The organism is Fibrobacter sp. (assembly GCF_017551775.1).
In the GTDB taxonomy this organism is placed as follows: Bacteria; Fibrobacterota; Fibrobacteria; order Fibrobacterales; family Fibrobacteraceae; genus Fibrobacter.
Genome location: NZ_JAFZKX010000027.1, coordinates 1 through 17,937 on the forward strand (window position 1 = coordinate 1; position 17,937 = coordinate 17,937).

The 17,937-nt window shown below is 54.0% G+C and carries 12 protein-coding genes; 7 read left to right on the forward strand and 5 right to left on the reverse strand.

From position 1 onward, the window contains the following. From IK012_RS03165 to IK012_RS03175, 3 genes are all read right to left on the reverse strand, one after another. Positions 1 to 230, reverse strand: a 230-nt coding sequence (locus IK012_RS03165) for a hypothetical protein (RefSeq protein ID WP_290950377.1), incomplete at its 3' end; no start/stop codon positions are given. A gap of 131 nt (positions 231 to 361) precedes the next feature. After that, positions 362 to 1,519, reverse strand: coding sequence for an FprA family A-type flavoprotein (locus IK012_RS03170; protein WP_290950380.1), 1,158 nt, complete (start codon positions 1,517 to 1,519; stop codon positions 362 to 364). Between the two features lie 31 nt (positions 1,520 to 1,550). After that, positions 1,551 to 3,143: a fibrobacter succinogenes major paralogous domain-containing protein gene (locus IK012_RS03175; protein ID WP_290950381.1), complete on the reverse strand. Its 1,593-nt coding sequence runs from the start codon at positions 3,141 to 3,143 to the stop codon at positions 1,551 to 1,553. 269 nt (positions 3,144 to 3,412) lie between these two features. Here IK012_RS03175 and IK012_RS03180 point away from each other — a divergent pair, with 269 nt between their 5' ends. The 6 genes from IK012_RS03180 to polA all read left to right on the forward strand — a co-directional run bounded on the left by IK012_RS03180 (position 3,413) and on the right by polA (position 11,811). Further along, positions 3,413 to 4,111, forward strand: coding sequence for a peptidase-C39 like family protein (locus IK012_RS03180; RefSeq protein ID WP_290950384.1), 699 nt, complete (start codon positions 3,413 to 3,415; stop codon positions 4,109 to 4,111). A gap of 34 nt (positions 4,112 to 4,145) precedes the next feature. Then, positions 4,146 to 5,651, forward strand: a complete 1,506-nt coding sequence (locus IK012_RS03185) for a RimK family protein (protein WP_290950387.1) — start codon at positions 4,146 to 4,148, stop codon at positions 5,649 to 5,651. Next, complete coding sequence (locus IK012_RS03190) at positions 5,651 to 6,877, forward strand: glutamate-cysteine ligase family protein (RefSeq protein ID WP_290950390.1); 1,227 nt, start codon at positions 5,651 to 5,653, stop codon at positions 6,875 to 6,877. The genes IK012_RS03185 and IK012_RS03190 overlap by 1 nt, the downstream gene beginning before the upstream one ends. Before the next feature lie 72 nt (positions 6,878 to 6,949). Continuing rightward, positions 6,950 to 8,188, forward strand: coding sequence for a tyrosine-protein phosphatase (locus IK012_RS03195; protein WP_290950393.1), 1,239 nt, complete (start codon positions 6,950 to 6,952; stop codon positions 8,186 to 8,188). Next, entirely contained in the window at positions 8,188 to 8,898 is a 711-nt protein-coding gene (locus tag IK012_RS03200; RefSeq protein WP_290950396.1) for an N-formylglutamate amidohydrolase, read from the forward strand. The genes IK012_RS03195 and IK012_RS03200 overlap by 1 nt, the downstream gene beginning before the upstream one ends. 48 nt (positions 8,899 to 8,946) lie before the next feature. After that, the gene (polA, locus tag IK012_RS03205; RefSeq protein WP_290950400.1) at positions 8,947 to 11,811 is read left to right on the forward strand and encodes a DNA polymerase I; all 2,865 of its coding nucleotides are present in this window, start codon (positions 8,947 to 8,949) and stop codon (positions 11,809 to 11,811) included. A gap of 24 nt (positions 11,812 to 11,835) precedes the next feature. Here polA and IK012_RS03210 read toward each other — a convergent pair whose 3' ends face one another. Further along, positions 11,836 to 14,982 carry an FISUMP domain-containing protein gene (locus IK012_RS03210; RefSeq protein ID WP_290950403.1) on the reverse strand — a complete coding sequence of 1,049 codons (3,147 nt, stop codon included), beginning with the start codon at positions 14,980 to 14,982 and terminating at the stop codon, positions 11,836 to 11,838. A 239-nt stretch (positions 14,983 to 15,221) separates the two neighbouring features. Between IK012_RS03210 and IK012_RS03215 the strand changes: the two genes are divergently transcribed. Further along, on the forward strand, positions 15,222 to 16,814 hold the full coding sequence (locus tag IK012_RS03215) for a glycoside hydrolase family 5 protein (RefSeq protein ID WP_290950406.1): 1,593 nt from the start codon (positions 15,222 to 15,224) through the stop codon (positions 16,812 to 16,814). Between the two features lie 87 nt (positions 16,815 to 16,901). Here IK012_RS03215 and IK012_RS03220 read toward each other — a convergent pair whose 3' ends face one another. After that, positions 16,902 to 17,924: a branched-chain amino acid aminotransferase gene (locus IK012_RS03220; RefSeq protein WP_367273768.1), complete on the reverse strand. Its 1,023-nt coding sequence runs from the start codon at positions 17,922 to 17,924 to the stop codon at positions 16,902 to 16,904. Between the last annotated feature and the right edge of the window lie 13 nt (positions 17,925 to 17,937).

Sequence of the window (17,937 nt, forward strand, 5' to 3'; positions counted from 1 at the left end):
GCAAACGAATGAAGCAAAAACATGCACATAGAAAAGCGCATAGTCAAAAAAGAGGGCGAACTCAGCCCTAAAACCAAGGCGAAACTCGTCGCTCTCTTGGGGCTATCCGCCGCTTTCTCGATTTCAGCATTCGCTTCGACCCCAGAACAGAAGGAGTCGGCAGATTCCACAAGCACGGCAAGCTCCGTTTCGCCATCGGCACTTTCCTCTTCATCGTCCTCGACAAGCAACGACTCTACTTACCACGGGCCAATCGGCGGAGAAATGGATGACATCGTTTCTGAAGACGAGGTGGTCAATAGCCTGATTCGAGACGGTGATTTACGGCATCACCTATAACTACTAACGACACCGAAAACGATTACTTCATCTCGGCAACGAGCTTGTCGAGCGCCGCTTCGGATTCGGCGTTGAGCGAGGACTTCACCGTCACCACGGTTTCGGCGAGCGTCACGTTCTTGAACGTCGAGAGAATCTCGGTCATCTTCTTAGCGGCCATCGGAGCCCACGTGCCGTTTTCCACAATGCCCACCTTACGGTTGCTATAGTTCTTCGCCTTCAGGTGGTTCAGGAAATCTTCCATCACCGGGAAAAGGCCCGCATCGTACGTGGGAGCGGCGACCACCATGCGGTCGTAACGGAAGGCGTCTTCGATGACTTCGGCCATGTCGCTACGCGCAAGGTCAGAGACCACCACCTTCTCGACACCGGCGGCGGTCAACTTCTCGGCGAGCTTTTCAGCAGCCTTCTTGGTGTTGCCATAAATGGATGCGAACGCCACGAGCACGCCCTTGTCTTCGGGAGCGTAGCTGCTCCAGGTATTGTACTTGTCGATGTAGTAGCCGAGATTCTCGGCAAGCACCGGGCCGTGCAGCGGGCAAATCGTCTTGATGTCGAGCGCAGCGGCTTTCTTGAGTACGGACTGCACCTGGTTGCCATACTTGCCCACGATATTGAAGTAGTAGCGGCGGGCTTCGCAAGCCCAGTCATCCGAGTCGGCATCGTACACGCCGAACTTGCCGAACGCATCGGCAGAGAACAGCACCTTTTCGCTCTGTTCGTAGCTGAACAAAACTTCGGGCCAGTGCACCATCGGCGCACCGATAAACTGGAGCGTGTGGCTACCGAGCGCAAGTGTATCGCCTTCCTTTACAGTCTGCTTCTTGACCGATTCAGGGAGCGCCATGAACTGCGGCAAGAGAGCGAGCGCCTTCGCAGAAGCGACCAAAGTCGTCTCCGGGTACTTCGCCACGAAATCAGCAATGCCGCCGGCATGGTCCGGTTCCAGATGGTGGATCACCAGGTAATCCGGCTTGCGGCCAGCGAGAGCGGCTTCCAAGTTGGCGAGCCATTCGCCCACCTTGTGCGCATCGACCGTATCGGTCACGGCAATCTTCTCGTCAACAATTACATACGAATTGTAGGCCATGCCCTCGGGCACCACGTACTGGCCTTCGAACAGATCGATGTCCTTGTCATCGGCACCGATGTACTTGATATTCTCGCTAAAATTCTTCATGATTTTTCCTTTTTTACTTTTTTAAAGATAACTAATCCTTAACGCAACGAACAGAGAACCCGTAGTCCTTGTCGCGGCTGTCCAGGTCCGCAAGGCCGCGGCCGTAGTACAAGTACATGCGGAACGCGTAGTCGCTATCGTACTCAGAAGAACCCCAGAAGTACGCGCTGCTGCCCTCGCCGTAGAAATTCCCATCGTCGTACCTGCCGCCAGCAGGCAACGCCGAGAAGGAATAGGCGTCCGTACCGTTGCCGCTACCGTTCCAGCCGCTAGTGGACTTGAGCATCTTGCCCGCCGTCGATTGGCCCCCGACCGCGGTAAACAACGTATTCCATTCCGTCTGCGTAGGCAGGTGCCAGCCCTCGGGACAAACACCACGTACCGGATATGTCGGTGAGCATGTCTTGCCATAGCCACAGCCCTTGCCGTTTGTAGACCACGTTCCCACACTGTCCATCGCCGCAGCCCAGGTGTAAAGTCGGCCATATTTGGTGCAGTTAGCGGCGGCATTGCTATAGCACCAGCTAGTGGAATCAGAGGTGTAGCCGCTATAGTTATAGGGAACGTCAGTATAAGCGTAGTTCAGGTTCTCCGCCATCCAGGTCTGCGTACCGATGGTGACTGTCTTGTAGGTTTGGCCGTCACGCGAGTCAGTAAGAGTCCCTTTGACGGGTTCAGTAACCTTACTAGATGATGATTCTGCTTCTTCCGAACTGCTAGATTTAGATTCACTGGATCCTTCGCTACTGCTCAGGACGACGTCTTTCGTAGAACTACTACTGGACACGCTTGTCTCGCTAGAATTTGATTTCGGTGAGATGCTAGAACCGCTTTCGTCCTTTTTGCTAGAGGATGATTCTGCTGTTTCACCGTCGTCCTTGACGCAACGAACTGAAAACCCGTAGCCCTCGTTGCCGTCGTCCAGGCCCGCATAGTCGCCGTTGTAGTACAAGATCATGCTGTACGCGTAATAGCTATTGTCATCAGTAGAACTCCAGAAGTACGCGTTGTTGCCCTCGTAGTTGAAATGCCCATTGCCGCCCCTGCCGCCAGCAGGCAACGCCGAGAAGGAATAGGCATCCGTACCGTTGCCGCTACTGTTCCAGCCGCTAGTGGACTTGAGCATCTTGCCCGCCGTCGATTGGCCCCCGACCGCGGTAAACAACGTATTCCATTCCGTCTGCGTAGGCAGGTGCCAGCCCTCGGGACAAACACCACGTACCGGATATGTCGGCGAGCAAGTCTTGCCATAGCCGCAGCCCTTGCCGTTTGCTGACCATGTTCCCACACTGTCCATCGCGGCGGCCCAGGTGTAAAGGCGACCGTATTTAGTGCAGTTGGACGCATTGTCGTTGTAGCAATAACTGTTATTTATTTCGTAATTGAGGTTTTCCGCCATCCAGGTCTGCAAGCCGACAACAACCGTCTTATAGGTTTTCCCATCACGAAAATCTGTGAGAGTGTTAGCATCCGCATCATACTCGCTGCCATCGTTTTTTGTCTTGCTACCGCTCGATTTCGGCGAGATGCTCGAAGAAGAAACCTCGCTAGATGACGATTCCTTCCCGTCCGGACGCGACACAAAATCGCTGTCGTCGTCACCGCAGGCAGCAAGCAATGCCAAGACAAGCAAAGTGGACCCTATCGCAGCGCTTCGCTTACTCCAGGGTGACAGCACAAAACTTGCAAACTTTTTCATAAAGACCCCGTTTGAAAGACAATATAAAAAAGAATCACTCAAACAACAAAAAAAGCGCCCAAACAGCCGTTTCACTTGCCCACCTTTACATTTTTTGGTATTTTTGAGCTACGCCATCGACGACCCGGGAAAACATCCCGACAGCCGCCACGACGAGCACCGGGCAACCGGCGAGCTTTTAAAAAGGCATTACGATGGACATAAAGATTCTTCAGCAGCCCGATGACGTAACATGCGGGCCGACGAGTCTACAGGCGGTCTACAACCACCTCGGCTACAAAATTCCCTTAAAGCAGCTTATTTCTGAAATCGAGTTCCTCGAAGAAGGGGGCACGTTGGGCGTATTCCTCGGTATCGATGCACTCAAGCGCGGTTTCAAAGTCACCCTGCATTCGTACAACCTGACGCTCCTCGACCCCACCTGGAGCGAACTTTCCATGCCCGAACTGAAGGCTAAACTGGAACTTTTGCACAAGGCCAAGCACGCTCCCAAACTCCGCAAGGCCATCGAGGCGTACATACGCTTTATCGATCTGGGCGGCACCGTGGCGTTCTCCGACTTGCGTGCGGCCATGTTCGAAAAGTACTTCAAGAAGGGCGTCCCCGTGCTCTGCGGGCTTTCGGCCACATACCTCTACCGCAGCATGCGCGAGTTCACCGACAAGGATGACCACTCCGTATTCGACGACATCCACGGCGAGCCCATGGGGCACTTCGTGGTGGTGTACGGCATCGACGACAAAAAACAGTTCATGGTCGCTGACCCCGACGGATCCAACCCGCTCCACAAGGCGCCCTACTACAAGGTCGACAAGTTCAGGCTTATCCACAGCATATTGCTCGGCGTGATGACCTACGACGGGAACGTGCTGGTGATTGAGAATAAAAAATAAGGAAGATGCCGGATTAAGTCCGGCATGACTGAAAATGAAAAAACTAATCGTTGTAAACAACCCGAAGAATTGGAAGCTCCACGTTCCGGGAATCGAAATCACGTCGGCACAAGACTACCTGATTTCCAGCAAGTACACGAACGAACGCAACTTGCGCGTATTCAACCTCTGCCGCGATTACAGCTACCAGAGCAAGGGCTACTACGTGTCGCTTTTGGCGGAAGCCCGCGGGCACAAGGTGATTCCCGGCGTCAAGAACATGCGCGACTTCAAGGCCCCCGCGGTCATCAAGCACATTTCCGACGAAATCGACAACCTGATTCAGAAAAGCCTGCACAAATTGACGGGCACGGAATTCGTGCTCTCGATTTACTTCGGGCAGAACGTGAGCCCGCAATACCTGGAACTTTCGCAGGAACTCTACAGGCTTTTCCAGGCCCCGCTGCTGCGCGCGAAATTCGTGTTCAAGCAGAAATGGTTCATCCAGAGCATCCGCCCGATTTGCGTGGACGAAATTCCCGAATCGCACATGGAGTTCGTCGACAAGTTCGCGCAGGAATACTTCGAGAAGACCCGCTATGCCTCCAGCAAGGAAGAGGATTACCTGTACGACCTCGCCATCCTCACGAACCCCGACGAGGTGGAGCCGCCAAGCAACGCCGAAGCCATACAGCACTTTGTGAAGGCGGCAGAAGATACGGGATTCCGCGTGGAGATGATCACCCGCAAGGACTACCCGCGCGTAGGTGAATTCGACGCGCTGTTTATCCGCGAGACGACGAACGTGAACCATTACACGTACAGTTTTGCACGCCGCGCGCAGTCGCTCGGGATTGCGGTCATCGACGACCCGGACAGCATTCTGCGCTGCTCCAACAAGGTGTACCTGCAGGAACTCATGCAGGCGGCAAAAATCCATTCGCCTAAAACGATTATCGCGCATGCCGAAAACCGCCACACGCTCGCAAAAGAAATCGGGTTCCCGATGGTCATCAAGTCGCCCGATTCGAGCTTTTCGATGGGCGTGAAGAAGGCGACCAACAAGGAAGAACTCGAACAGATTCTCGACGAGATGTTCGAACACAGCGACCTGCTTATCGCACAGGAATTCACACCGACGGAATTCGACTGGCGCGTGGGCGTGCTCGACGGCAAGCCGCTTTACGCCTGCAAGTACCACATGGCGAAAGGCCACTGGCAAATCTACAACTGGGAAAGCGACGACAAGAAAAGCGAAGCCTTCTCGGGCAAGTGCGAGAGCGTGCCCATAGAGATGGTGCCGCACGGAATCGTGAAGACGGCGCTCCGCATCTGCAGCCTTATCGGCAACGGTCTCTACGGCGTTGATTTGAAGGAATGGCACGGGCACCCGATCGTTATCGAAGTGAACGACAACCCGAGTATAGACGCGGGCATCGAAGACGGCATAGGCAAAAGCAAGGTGTATCTCGCCGTCATGAGGTCGCTGCGCCACCGCATCGAAGAACGCATGAACGCCGCCCAGCACAAACTGCAACAACACGAGCGGGAATGGTTTTAATGACTACTTATAAACTTTGGCAGCGTTACGGCATCGAGATGGAGTACATGATCGTAGATCGTGACTCCCTGAACGTTCTCCCCCGCGCCGACATCCCTCTCGGAAAAGACGAGAAGGGCGAGCAGCTTTCTGACGTAGAACACGGCCCCATCGGGCTTTCGAATGAACTCGTGAGCCATGTGCTGGAATTCAAGTGCGCCGAACCCGTCGAAAGCCTCCATCACTTGGGAAAGACTTTCCACAAGGAAATCCTGAAGGCGAACGAATCGCTCAAGAGCATAAACGCGATGCTCTTGCCCACGGCAGCGCACCCCTTCATGGACCCCGCCGAAATGAAGCTCTGGCCCTACGATTGCCTCGACATCTACGAGACATATGACCGCATTTTCAACTGCAAGGGTCACGGCTGGGCGAACCTGCAATCCACCCACATCAACCTTTCGTTCCACGGCGACGAGGAATTTGGAAAATTGCACGGGGCGATACGCGCGCTGTTGCCATTGATTCCCGCCGTTGCGGCATCGAGCCCCTTCCTGGACGGCAAATACTGCGGTTACCTGGACGGACGCATCGAAACCTACCGCCACAACCAGGAGAAGATTCCGAGCATCACCGGGAAGGTCATTCCCGAAGCGGTATTCACGTACAAGGATTACGAAGAGCAGATTTTCAACAAGGTGAAGGCGGATATCGCGCCGTACGATCCCGAGCACCTGCTCAACCACTTCTTCTTGAACAGCCGCGGTGCAATCGCCCGCTTCGACCGAGGAGCCGTGGAAATACGCCTGGTCGACATTCAGGAATGCCCCGATGCCGACATTGCGATTGCCGAATGGGAAGTCGCCGTCTTGAAGGGTCTTGTCGAGGGACAATTTGCGAATGAGTCGCAAATTCATTCACTTGATACCGACGCCCTCGCAAAAATCCTCCTCGCCGCCACACATTCCGCCGAAAAGACGGTCATCAGCGACCGAGACTACCTGAATATCTGGAAAATTGACGCCAGCGAAATCACCGCCGGCGAACTTGTCCAAAAAATAACGGAAAAAGTCAAAAACAAGATTTCCTCGCACTCCCAGGAACTGCTCGCCAGCATGTTCAAGCGCGGCACGCTCGCAAGTTCCCTCGTCAAGAACGTCGGCGCAGACCCCGACCGCGACGATTTCGTGTACGAATACGGGAAATTGGCGAAATGTCTGGCAGAAAATAAACTATACGGAATATAAAAAAAATATATTTCAAGGAGTACAACCTAAAAACACCAGCATAATCCGTCAACGAGGGGTAATATGTTTCAAATGACAAAGAAGCGGTCGATTCTCGCGGAACTCCTTTTCTGCGTACTGGTCTTTCTCGCCTGTAACGATACCGATTCAATCCCTGTCGTAATAGGGGGTTCTGAACCAGAGACTTCCCCGGAAGAAACGGCTGCAACCGATTCAGCAGCGACCGATTCGGTAACAACCGATTCCACCGCCGGAGACAGTTCCCGCCTCCACTTTGTCCTTGGTGAAAACGAGATAACATCCAGCAATCTGTACCTCTCCTACCCGGCAGATTCGTTCTTGACCAAATTCGAGATTGGCGATATCATAACCGTAACGATAGTCGGCTACGACACGCTCGACATACCGGTAGTCGAGTCCTCCAACGACGCGCCCATTGCGGGAATCTCGCTCAAGGCAGTAAGCGGCTCCAAAGAACTAGCCTTGACAATCCATAACGGACGGCTGGCGGAAATCCTTGGAATAACCGTAGAAAAGGCGCCCATAGACGTCTACATATCCATGAAGGAAAAGGGCGGATTCCTGTTCGGCCTCGAAATGCGGTACTTCCAGTACATGGATTACTACACGGTAAATTATCCGGACCTTTCAATCGAGGAATTCGCGAACTTCAGGGAAGTCCGCACCACGGGCATGGGGAAAAACAAACTGTACCGTTCTTCCAGCCCCGTCGACCTTTGCCTCGGCCGCAACTTCTATGCCGACTCGCTCGCAAAAGAAGCGGGGGTCGCCACGTTCATCAACCTGGCCGACACAGAAGACAACGCCAGGACTTTCAAGAGTTTCGACAGTTCCTATTACTCAACACAAGACGTCATCTTCTTGGCATTGCCCGTTGAATTCTTTTCAAAGCCTTTCAAGGAGGGCCTCGCAAAAGGATTCCGCTTCATGATAGAGCACGACGCACCATATCTGGTGCACTGCACCTACGGCATGGACCGCACCGGCTTTACGATCGCGGTTCTGGAAGCGCTGATGGGAGCGACCTCCGATGACATCAAGAAAGATTACGCGAAGACCTTCACCAACTATTTCAATGTCGTAGACGGAAGGCAAGTTGCCCTGAATGAAGAACAGGCGGGATTTTTCGAGGCCGTAGTCCTGAAGAACCTGAAAGCGGTCTACCATGCCGAAGGAATAGAAATTCCCGACGCCAGCAATGCCGACTGGGCCCCGGCTACAGAAAAATACCTAGAAAAACTCGGGATGACCCCAAAAGAAATTTCCGATTTGAAGGACAAGTTGAAATAATGAAACTGATGCTCACCTGCGAGCATGCGAGCAACCGCCTGCCAGCAGCATTCAAAAAGTTCGTGCCGGCGGATGTGCAACAAACGCACCGCGCGTACGACATCGGCGCTTTGATGCTTTTCCGCAAGTTGGTGAAATTCGCGAAACCGGAGTTCTATAGCGAAGGAAAGTTCTCGCGCCTGTTCGTGGACCTGAACCGCACCATTACGAACAAAAGCGTTTTCAGCGAATATTACGGAGCACTTGAAGACCGCGACAAGACTGCCAAAAGTTCAGTCAACACCGCCGCAAAAATGAAGGCGCAGGCAACCGCTTATTGGAAGGAATACCGCGAGAACGTAGAGAAGTTCGTCGCAAGTTCGCTGAGCTCACCGAAGCGAACCGCAACCAAACAGAAACACGCCGCGGGCAAGAAAGGCGCGGAAGAAGCGGACATCGTGCACCTGGGCATACACAGCTTTACGCCTGTACTCAACGGCAATGTACGCAATACGGACATCGGCATTCTCTACGACCCATCGCGCCCGCTAGAGCGCACCTACGCGAACGTAATCAAGGACGAAATCAAACGCCTGTACCCGCACATGAAGGTTCGCTTCAACTACCCGTACAAGGGCTCGTCCGATGGGCTCACCACCGCGTTGCGCAAAAAATTCGGCCCGCGCTACGTGGGAATTGAAATCGAGATAAACCAGAAATTCTTCATCTAGGAATGCGGGCGCATCGCCCCAGACAGGCATTTTTTCTACATTCAAAATATGCCTGAAAAGACCTTATTATTGCTCGATTCCTACGCGCTTGCGTTCCGCATGTTCTACGCGTATTCGCAGAACCCGCTCAAGAACAGCCAGGGTGAAGACGTCTCGATGATGCACGGTTATTGGGGTGCAGTGCTCCGCATATTAGCAAAGCACAACCCGACGCACTTCGCGATTGCACGCGACGTGGCGCACACGAAGACTTTCAGGCACGAACTTTACCCTGACTACAAGGCGAATCGCGGGCCCATGCCCGAAGAGATGGCGGCGCAGATGCCGCTGCTGGGTGAAAGCCTCGAAGCGAGCGGAATCCCGCTGCTCTCGGAACCGGGTTACGAAGCGGACGACGTGATGGCGAGTACCGCGACGGCGGCCGTCGAGGCGGGTTTCGACCACGTGGTGATTTTGAGCAAAGACAAGGACATGTCGCAAATCGTGAGCGACAAGATTCACCTTTTCCACTTGACCAAGGGCGCCGACGGCATCGACTTCGGCCCCGAACAGGTACTGGAAAAATACGGGCTCCCGCCGGAAAAAATCCGCGACTACCTCGCGCTCATGGGAGACGCGAGCGACAACGTGCCGGGCGTGCCCAAGGTGGGCCCGAAGACCGCCATCCAGTTGCTGAACGACTACGGCGACATGGATAACCTGTACGCGAACCTCGACAAGATTACCAAGAAGGGATTGCACGACAATCTGGAAAACAACCGCGAGAAGGCTTTCTTGAGCCGCGAACTCGTGACACTCCAGACCAAGCGGGCGTTCAGCGGGAACTTGGACGCCCTCGAGTACAACGGCCTGCACGTGGATACCCTCGCGCAGATGTTCAAGGACCACGAAATCAACAGCCTGTTGCGCCTGCTGGAAAAGGTCCCGAGCAAGACGGGATTCGTACGCGAAAGTGACGCGGACAATGCGGGCGCGGAAGGCGCGAACTCCGCCAACGGGGATGCCGCGATTCAGGCAGCAAGTTTCCCGGTCGATGTTCCTCCCCCGTACATCTGCGTAGATACCGAAGAAGTTTTCGAGCAGATGAAAGCGGAATTTTCCGCATCATCCTTGATTGGCGTAGACACCGAAACTGACGGGCTCGACCCGATGCAATGCAACCTGGTGGGAATATGCCTCGCCTCTGCCGACGACGACGGCAAGGTCACGAAGGGCTACTACATTCCCATCGCGCATACGGATGAAATCGGATTCCCGTTGCCCGCAAGCAAGGGCGGCAATTTCGATTTCAACAAGGCGAAGGATTGGTTCTACGCGTTTTTTGCCGACGCCGTTCCAGCCGCGGGTGCCGATACTCCGCGCGCCTTCGTGTTCCACAACGCGAAATTCGACCTGCACGTTCTCGCCCGCGCTTTCAAGATTCCGCAGGCAGTAATCGACAAGGCGAAAATCATTGACACGCTTATCGCCGCATGGATGCTCTCGCCGGGGCAATCGGGCCTCGGGCTCGACAACCAGGTAATGCAGCGCCTGCAGCACGAGATGATCCCGATAGAAAACCTCATCGGGCGCGGCAAGAACCAGATAACATTCAATCGCGTCGCTGTCAAGGACGCCACCGAATACGGCGCCGAAGATGCCGTCTATACCTTACGCCTGTGGGAACCTCTTCGCCGCGAACTTGAAAAGTTCGATTACGTGAAGTATTTCTTCGAGCAGGAAATGCCGCTGTTGAAGGTGCTTTACCAGATGGAATCCGTGGGCGTCGCGATTGACGTTCCGGCCCTCAAGGCGCTCGAACAGGAACTTGCGCACCGCATCGAAAATCTCGAAAAAGAAATATGCGACATGGCGGGAGTCGAATTCAACATCGGTTCTCCCAAGCAACTCGGCGACGTTCTCTTCGACACGCTCGGGCTACCCGAAATCAAGAAACGCAGCACCGACGCGGTCGTGCTCGAAGAACTCAGCTACAAGGCGCCACACCCGATCGTCTTTTCCGTCATCGAGTACCGCGAACTCAAGAAAATGCAGAGCACCTACATCTCGGTGCTCCCCACGCTATTGAACCCGAACACGCGCCGCATCCACACGAGCTTTATCCAGTGGGGCACCGCCACAGGGCGCCTCTCGAGCCGCGATCCGAACCTGCAGAACATTCCCGTGCGCAGCGATCTGGGCAAGAAGATTCGCGCAGCGTTTATCCCGCAGAGCAAGGACAACGTGATTCTTGCGGTGGACTACTCGCAGATCGAGCTCCGCATGCTTGCGCACCTGAGCGGCGACAGAGCCCTCATCGAAAGCTACAAGGAAGGCATCGACATTCACGCACGCACCGCCGCCGCCATTTATGGCGTAGACATCAGCGAAGTGAACAGCGACATGCGACGTGACGCGAAGGTGGTGAATTTCGGCGTGCTGTACGGCATGACGGCTTTCCGCCTCTCGCGCGACCTGAAAATCCCGATGTCGCAGGCCAAGGACTTTATCACCGGGTACTTCGACATGTACCAGGGCGTGCAGCAGTATATCGAAGATACCAAGGCGGCCGCCCACCGCGATGGCTACGTGGAAACCCTGTCGGGCCGCCGCCGCTACATTGCGGGCATCGACTCTAGCGACCGCATGGAATCGCAGATGGCAGAACGCATGGCGGTAAACACGCCGGTGCAGGGCTCCGCCGCCGACCTCATCAAGATTGCGATGATACGCATCCAGAAGCGAATCAACGAAGAAAACCTGCCGCTCAAGATGATGTTGCAGGTCCACGACGAACTCGTGTTCGAATGCCCGCGCGATCAGGTGGAAGCCATGTCGCAGATGGTCAAGGCAGAGATGGAAGGCGCCATGCAGTTGAAGGTGCCGCTCGTGGCGAGTGTGGGCTTCGGCGAGAATTGGTTAGTAGCGCATTAAGAGTAGAAAGGCGACTGTTTCGGCTTACGGAGCCGGGTCTTCGTCCTTAACGCAGCGGATGTAATACTGCGCTTTTTCATCGTACATGTACGAGGTAGCCACATGGTAGCCTGTTTCGACTCTAATCCCTTCGTTATACGTTTTTCCGCAATCGCCATCGTACCAGAACCAAGCCGATTGGGTTTCACCTGAACAAAAGCCATCTTCTAACCGAAAGCCGCCCGGAAGCGCATTAAACCCTATCGCATCGGTCCCGTTTAAATTTCTGATCCAACCGGAGGTGGAACGGAGCGCCGTTTGCGTTATCCCTCCCATACTCGTGACAAAATTGAGCATGTCATACCACTCATCCTTTGTCGGCAAGTGCCAACCATCGGGGCAAACCTGTTTTGCCGTTTCGCAAGTATAAATGGAACCGTACGCATCGCATTTTTCAACGTCATCGTCATAGCACCAACGGTTCCCCTCTAATTCCGGCATTGCAACTGAATCGCGGTAATCCAGGTTTTCCGCCATCCATACCTGCGTCCAAATGCCAACGGTCTTGTATTCCCGTCCGTCACGTTCGTCCACGAAGGTACCCTGTTCCAGCGCAGTCGAATCTATAAGCCATCCCTCTTCCGTACATACAAAGTGCGAGTTATTCAACTTCATTTTTTTACCGAGAATATAGCTGGTACAACCCGCATCCAATTCATATTCCCGCATGTTCCGCATTCTAAAATCCCCGTTATCGCAAACGTATACGCGAGTAGAATTGTTATGCTTGTCGTGGAACCTACCGTCGCCATACAGGCCCGTTGCGCTACATTCCGGGCGGTCATCGTAAGTATCGTTGTATATCAGCGGGGCGACATCCCACTGTAACGGAATATCGCTCCACGATCTGTACTTGCACACAAAATACTCCCCGTCATACTTCACTTTAGACGTGTCGCCATCTACCAGGCACGCGGTCCCGCCCAGCGAGACCATGATGCTGTCCATTTTAGTGCCTAGGCGCCACTCGCCATCTTGGAATACATAAATGTGTTCAAGTTCGCAGTCCGCGCTTCTGACCGCACCTTCTTCTGCGGGTTCGCCCGCTAATTTCATCAAATCAAATTCCTCATGTGAGAGGCTTCTCCACGCAAAGTTTTCGCAGAGGTACCTTGTGCCATCACTCGCAGTCGCAATTTCGCTATCGCGCGCCGCAGTGCAGGCGTCAAAGCTGAACTTGCAATTGGAACTATCACGTTCGTGCCAAGCACCGCTCTCGTACACATAGCATTTACGCGGATCGGCACCTTCCCATTTGGTTTGTCCCTCCTCCCCTATTGTCCACCTAAATTCTTCATATTCGGAATTGGACATTACAACCCAACCATTCGCGGTACAGACAGAATAACCCAAGTCTTGAGTAATCGAGTTACTCAGCCAAGCGCTCCGATGTACAAATTTATTCAGCGTCGCCTCGGTACAATTGAAAACCATGTTTGGATCTTTGACACAACGGACAGACATTCGAGCGCGGTCTTCAAGCCCCACACTCCAAGTAGCATTACTCTCCTCCAGCAACCGGAAATACGCGTGCTTTTTCGAATCAATCGTTTCAAAGGAACTTGTCCAGAAATAGGCACTCAAGTCACCCCTGACCATATTGTCATCGTCAAATATCATCCCGGCGGGAACCGCCGAAAAGCCGGAAACATCATTCGCCTGAGACCATATGTCCATAAACCAAGTGGACTGAAGTTCAGAAACCTTAGAATTCGTGAACATATCCAGATAATCCCATTCTTCCTTGCCCGGGAGGTGCCAGCCCGCCGGACACGCGGTCTTAGCACTTTTCCAACTATAGTAGCCACCGAACGCATCTTCAGGATTACCCGGAACAAATCCATCGTCCGTCTTGTAATTGAGATTCTCCGCCATCCAATCCAGTACTCCGACACGCACTGTACGATAAACTTGGCCGTCGCGAGAATCTTCCAGTTTGCCATACTCAATATATCTCATGCCGTAGAACCGTTTCCACATATTCCCGTAGCAGAAATACGCCTTGCTCGAATCGACAACGCCACGAACTATCTGGCCAAACGTCGTGCATTTAAGGCCATGCGTATTCCTAGCCACATCGCTAGTATCCGCGACGCCAGTCGTATCCACAGGCCTCTGTCCCAGGGTGTCGCCAGCCACTCCGCTCGTATCGGCAATTGTATCCCCGGGCAGCTGGTTATCACTGATGAGCCATTTACCCTTCTGGCATTTGAACACTTTTCTGTACCATCTGCTCAGTGCGTTTACATTACTCGTCTCAATTCCCTCCAGACTCGCATCGCACCCGCCAAGACCATAGGAATTCCACCAGAACCTATCCAAGAATTTTTTCACAGAGAGCAAAGCAGGATCCCGCATTCCATCCATGCTCTGCATTGCCGCCCAGTCCGCTATATTCGCAGCTACTTTTGCACTTTTCCATAAAGCGTCATTCTTCCAAACGCCGTCATTCAGGAGATCGTCGATAAAGCCCGAAATCCGTTTATCGAGATTCAATTCGTCTTCATTGTTTTTCGTAGCAAGACTAAAGGGCAAGTTCGCTACGCCATCCTTGTCCAGTCCGCCCAGCATGAGCACGCTTACCGCAAGCAGCGCCATATCGCCATCGCTATCACCGTAGATACTCAGGTCTTCGGCCGGAGCGTAATCGCCCCGTATGCCGAATGCGGCGAGAACCTCGTCCTGCGCTATAATCTTCGCCTCAGCCATGGTCACGCCATAATTTCCAATAAGGTAAAGAATACGCCTATGCTCCAAGTGGGTCAAAAGGTTAACGTTCACCGTTTCGCGATCGGAAAGGTCGGCCAGTGCATACAGCGGGAAAGACAACCTCATAGTCATTCCCGTCAATTCGTTGCGGAAAGATCCTTGCGCCTTGACAAGCACATACGGAGACAATAGCCCTTCCAGTTCAACCGAATACGCCCCGCTGTCGTTAAGAATCTTCCCTTCAGCAACATATCCCGTCGGGAGAAAACTCTCGGCATCCAGTTCAAACACGGAAACGGTAGAGCCCTTCAAAAAGGGACCTTTCTGTACAAAGCCCGAAACAGTCCTCTTTCCTGCCGGCAACAATTCAACCCCTCTGCCAGAACCGTCATCATCGCTACAGGCGGCAAGCAGAGAGAACATAATCACGAACAAAAAAGAAAAAAATTTTCCCCGAAAGTGCAATTCAGCCCACCTATTCAAAGTATTCCTCATCAAATATAACTTTGTTGATGAGGGTACGCGCTCGGCATCTGCCATCCCCTTGTTGTAATCCGTTCAATGGATTTTTGAACAGAGGGCGCATTTTACGTCATTTTTCATGTTCGAGGGTTTAAATTATAATACAAGTAGTGGTTTAGGGTCATCTTAGAGGAAACCAAATGAAGCACATTCTCGCAAAAACGGCCATTTTTACAATCGCGGGCGCACTCACGGCAGTAGCGGCCTCGGCAGCCAACCTCCCCACCGCCAAGGAAGTCCAGTCCAAGATGGGCATGGGTTTCAACATCGGTAACTCCATGGAGGTGCCGAACAACCCGACCTTATGGGGCAACCCCTACCCGACCCAGGCCCTGCTCGATTCCGTCAAGGCGGCTGGTTTCAGCACGGTCCGTATTCCCTGCGCTTGGGACAGCCACGCACCGGGCGGCAAAATTACCGAAACCTGGCTCGATTCCGTAAAAACGGTCGTCGACTACGCCATGCGCGCGGGCCTCTACACCATCTTGAACATCCACCACGAAGGTGAAGGCGGCTGGTTCCAGAGCAACATCGGCACAAGCGTCAACAGCAATATTGACACCAAGATGAAAAACTACTGGACGCAGATTGCAAACAAGTTCAAGAACTACAACGAACGCCTGATTTTTGCGGGTGCGAACGAGCCCGGCCCGAATGTAAACAACTGGACTGCCCAGCACGTCAGCACGCTGATGCACTACTACCAGACCTTCATTGACGCCGTGCGCGCCACGGGCGGCAACAACGCCACACGCACCCTGATTATCCAGGGCCTCAACACCGACATTGACAAATCCGTCAAGAGCGCGCCAGTAAGCACGTTCCCCACCGACAAAGTCAGCGGCTACCTGATGTTCGAAGTGCATTACTACGACCCGTACCAGTACACACTCATGACCAGCCAGCAGGACTGGGGCGCGAGCGAACCTATTCTCCCGCAATACTACTACGGCGATTACCAGAAATCCGGCGAGCCCAAGCGCAACGCGGGTTACAACGCCTGGGCGGGTTCCGTCGATTCCAAACTTGCAGGCATTGAACACCCCAAGGAACAGTTCGCCAAAATGAAGACGAACTACGTAGACAAAGGCTACCCGGTCATTGTCGGCGAATTCGGCGCGAACACGCGTTCCCCGGAACTCAGCGGCAGCGATTTGAACCTCCACAAACAGGGCCGCGTGCAGTGGCACAAAGACGTCGTGACTGCCGCCAAGCAGTACGGCCTCACGCCAATCCTCTGGGACATGGGCAACGAGAGCAATTCCGGCTACGACAACATGGCCTACATCCGCAGGCAATCTTCCCCGACGGGCAAGGTCCTCGACGTAGACGTCATCAACGCCATGCGTGAAGTCTACAGCCTCGGCAACTACGTGAACACGGGCGTCACACACGTGGAAGACTTCATCACGGGCGGCAGCGAACCCACATCCAGTTCCTCCGTACAGCCGGAATCTTCCAGCTCGGTTCCCCTATGCGACGCCATGATTCCCGAATGCGGCTGGAGCCCCATTGTGCCCAACACAGTCGCTAGCGCCACGGGGGTCCAACTCCACCGCGAAGGCAACACACTCTACGGCACCGGGAAAATCACGCTATTCGACATGAACGGCAACCTGGTGCGCACCTCGGGCGGCTCCGCCGGCAACACGGAACTGCAACTGCAGGGAATCAAGCAGGGGCTCTACGTCGCAAAATGCGGCAACAAATCCCTGAAAATCATCGCAAAGTAACCACATAATCCCAATCCAAAAAAAATTCCCCCGGCCAACAGCCGAGGGAATTTTTCAAATGTCACCCCCGCGCAAGCGGGGATCTAATTACACGTCGACGACTTCAGTCCAGCCGAACGGGTCTTCCGCTTCACCGAACTGGATAGCCGTGTACTTCGTGAAGAGTTCCGTGCAGACCGGACCCGGGTTCACGCCGTCACCGTAAGTGAACGTCTTGCCGGCAACCGGATCCACGATCTTCTTGATCGGGGTAATCACGGCGGCGGTACCGCATTCGGCAGTCTCTTCGAATTCAGCGAGTTCTTCGAACGGAACCTGGCGGCGTTCCACCGTGTAGCCCAGGTATTCGGCCAACTGCATCAAGCTCTTGTTCGTGATGGACGGCAGAATGGATTCGGACTTCGGGGTGATGTAGCTCTTGCCCTTGATACCGAAGAAGTTTGCCGGACCGCATTCGTCGATGTACTTCTTTTCCTTGGCATCCAGGTAAATGGTGCTGGAATAGCCGAGCTTCTTGGCTTCGGCCAGAGACATCAAGCTAGCAGCGTAGTTACCGCCAACCTTCACCGTACCCGTACCCTGCGGAGCGGCGCGGTCGTAGTTGCGGCTCACCATCATGTCGACCGGCTTGAACCCGTCCTTGAAGTAGGGGCCCACCGGGCAGACGAAAATCATGAACAGGTATTCATCGGCGGGCTTCACGCCGACTTCTGGACCCGTACCGATGAGGAGCGGGCGGATGTAGAGCGTCGCACCGTAGCCATACGGCGGGACAAAGCGGGCGTTCAGCTTCACGGCCATCTTGACCATCTCGTGGAAGAGCTCCAGAGGAGGAGCGGCCATCAGCACGCGGTTAGCGGTGCTCTGCATGCGCTTCGCGTTTTCTTCCCAGCGGAAAATGCGGACCTTGCCGTCCTTGCCGGTGTAAGCCTTGAGGCCGTCGAAACCTTCCTGGCCGTAGTGCAAGCAAGTTGCGGCCATGTGGATGCTGATATCCGTCGAAGAAGAAACTTCAATCTGGCCCCACTTGCCATTGCGGTAGTAGCAGCGGACATTGTAATCGGTATCAGTGTAACCGAAGGGGAGAGTCTTCCAATCGACATTGTTCAAATCAACTTGCATA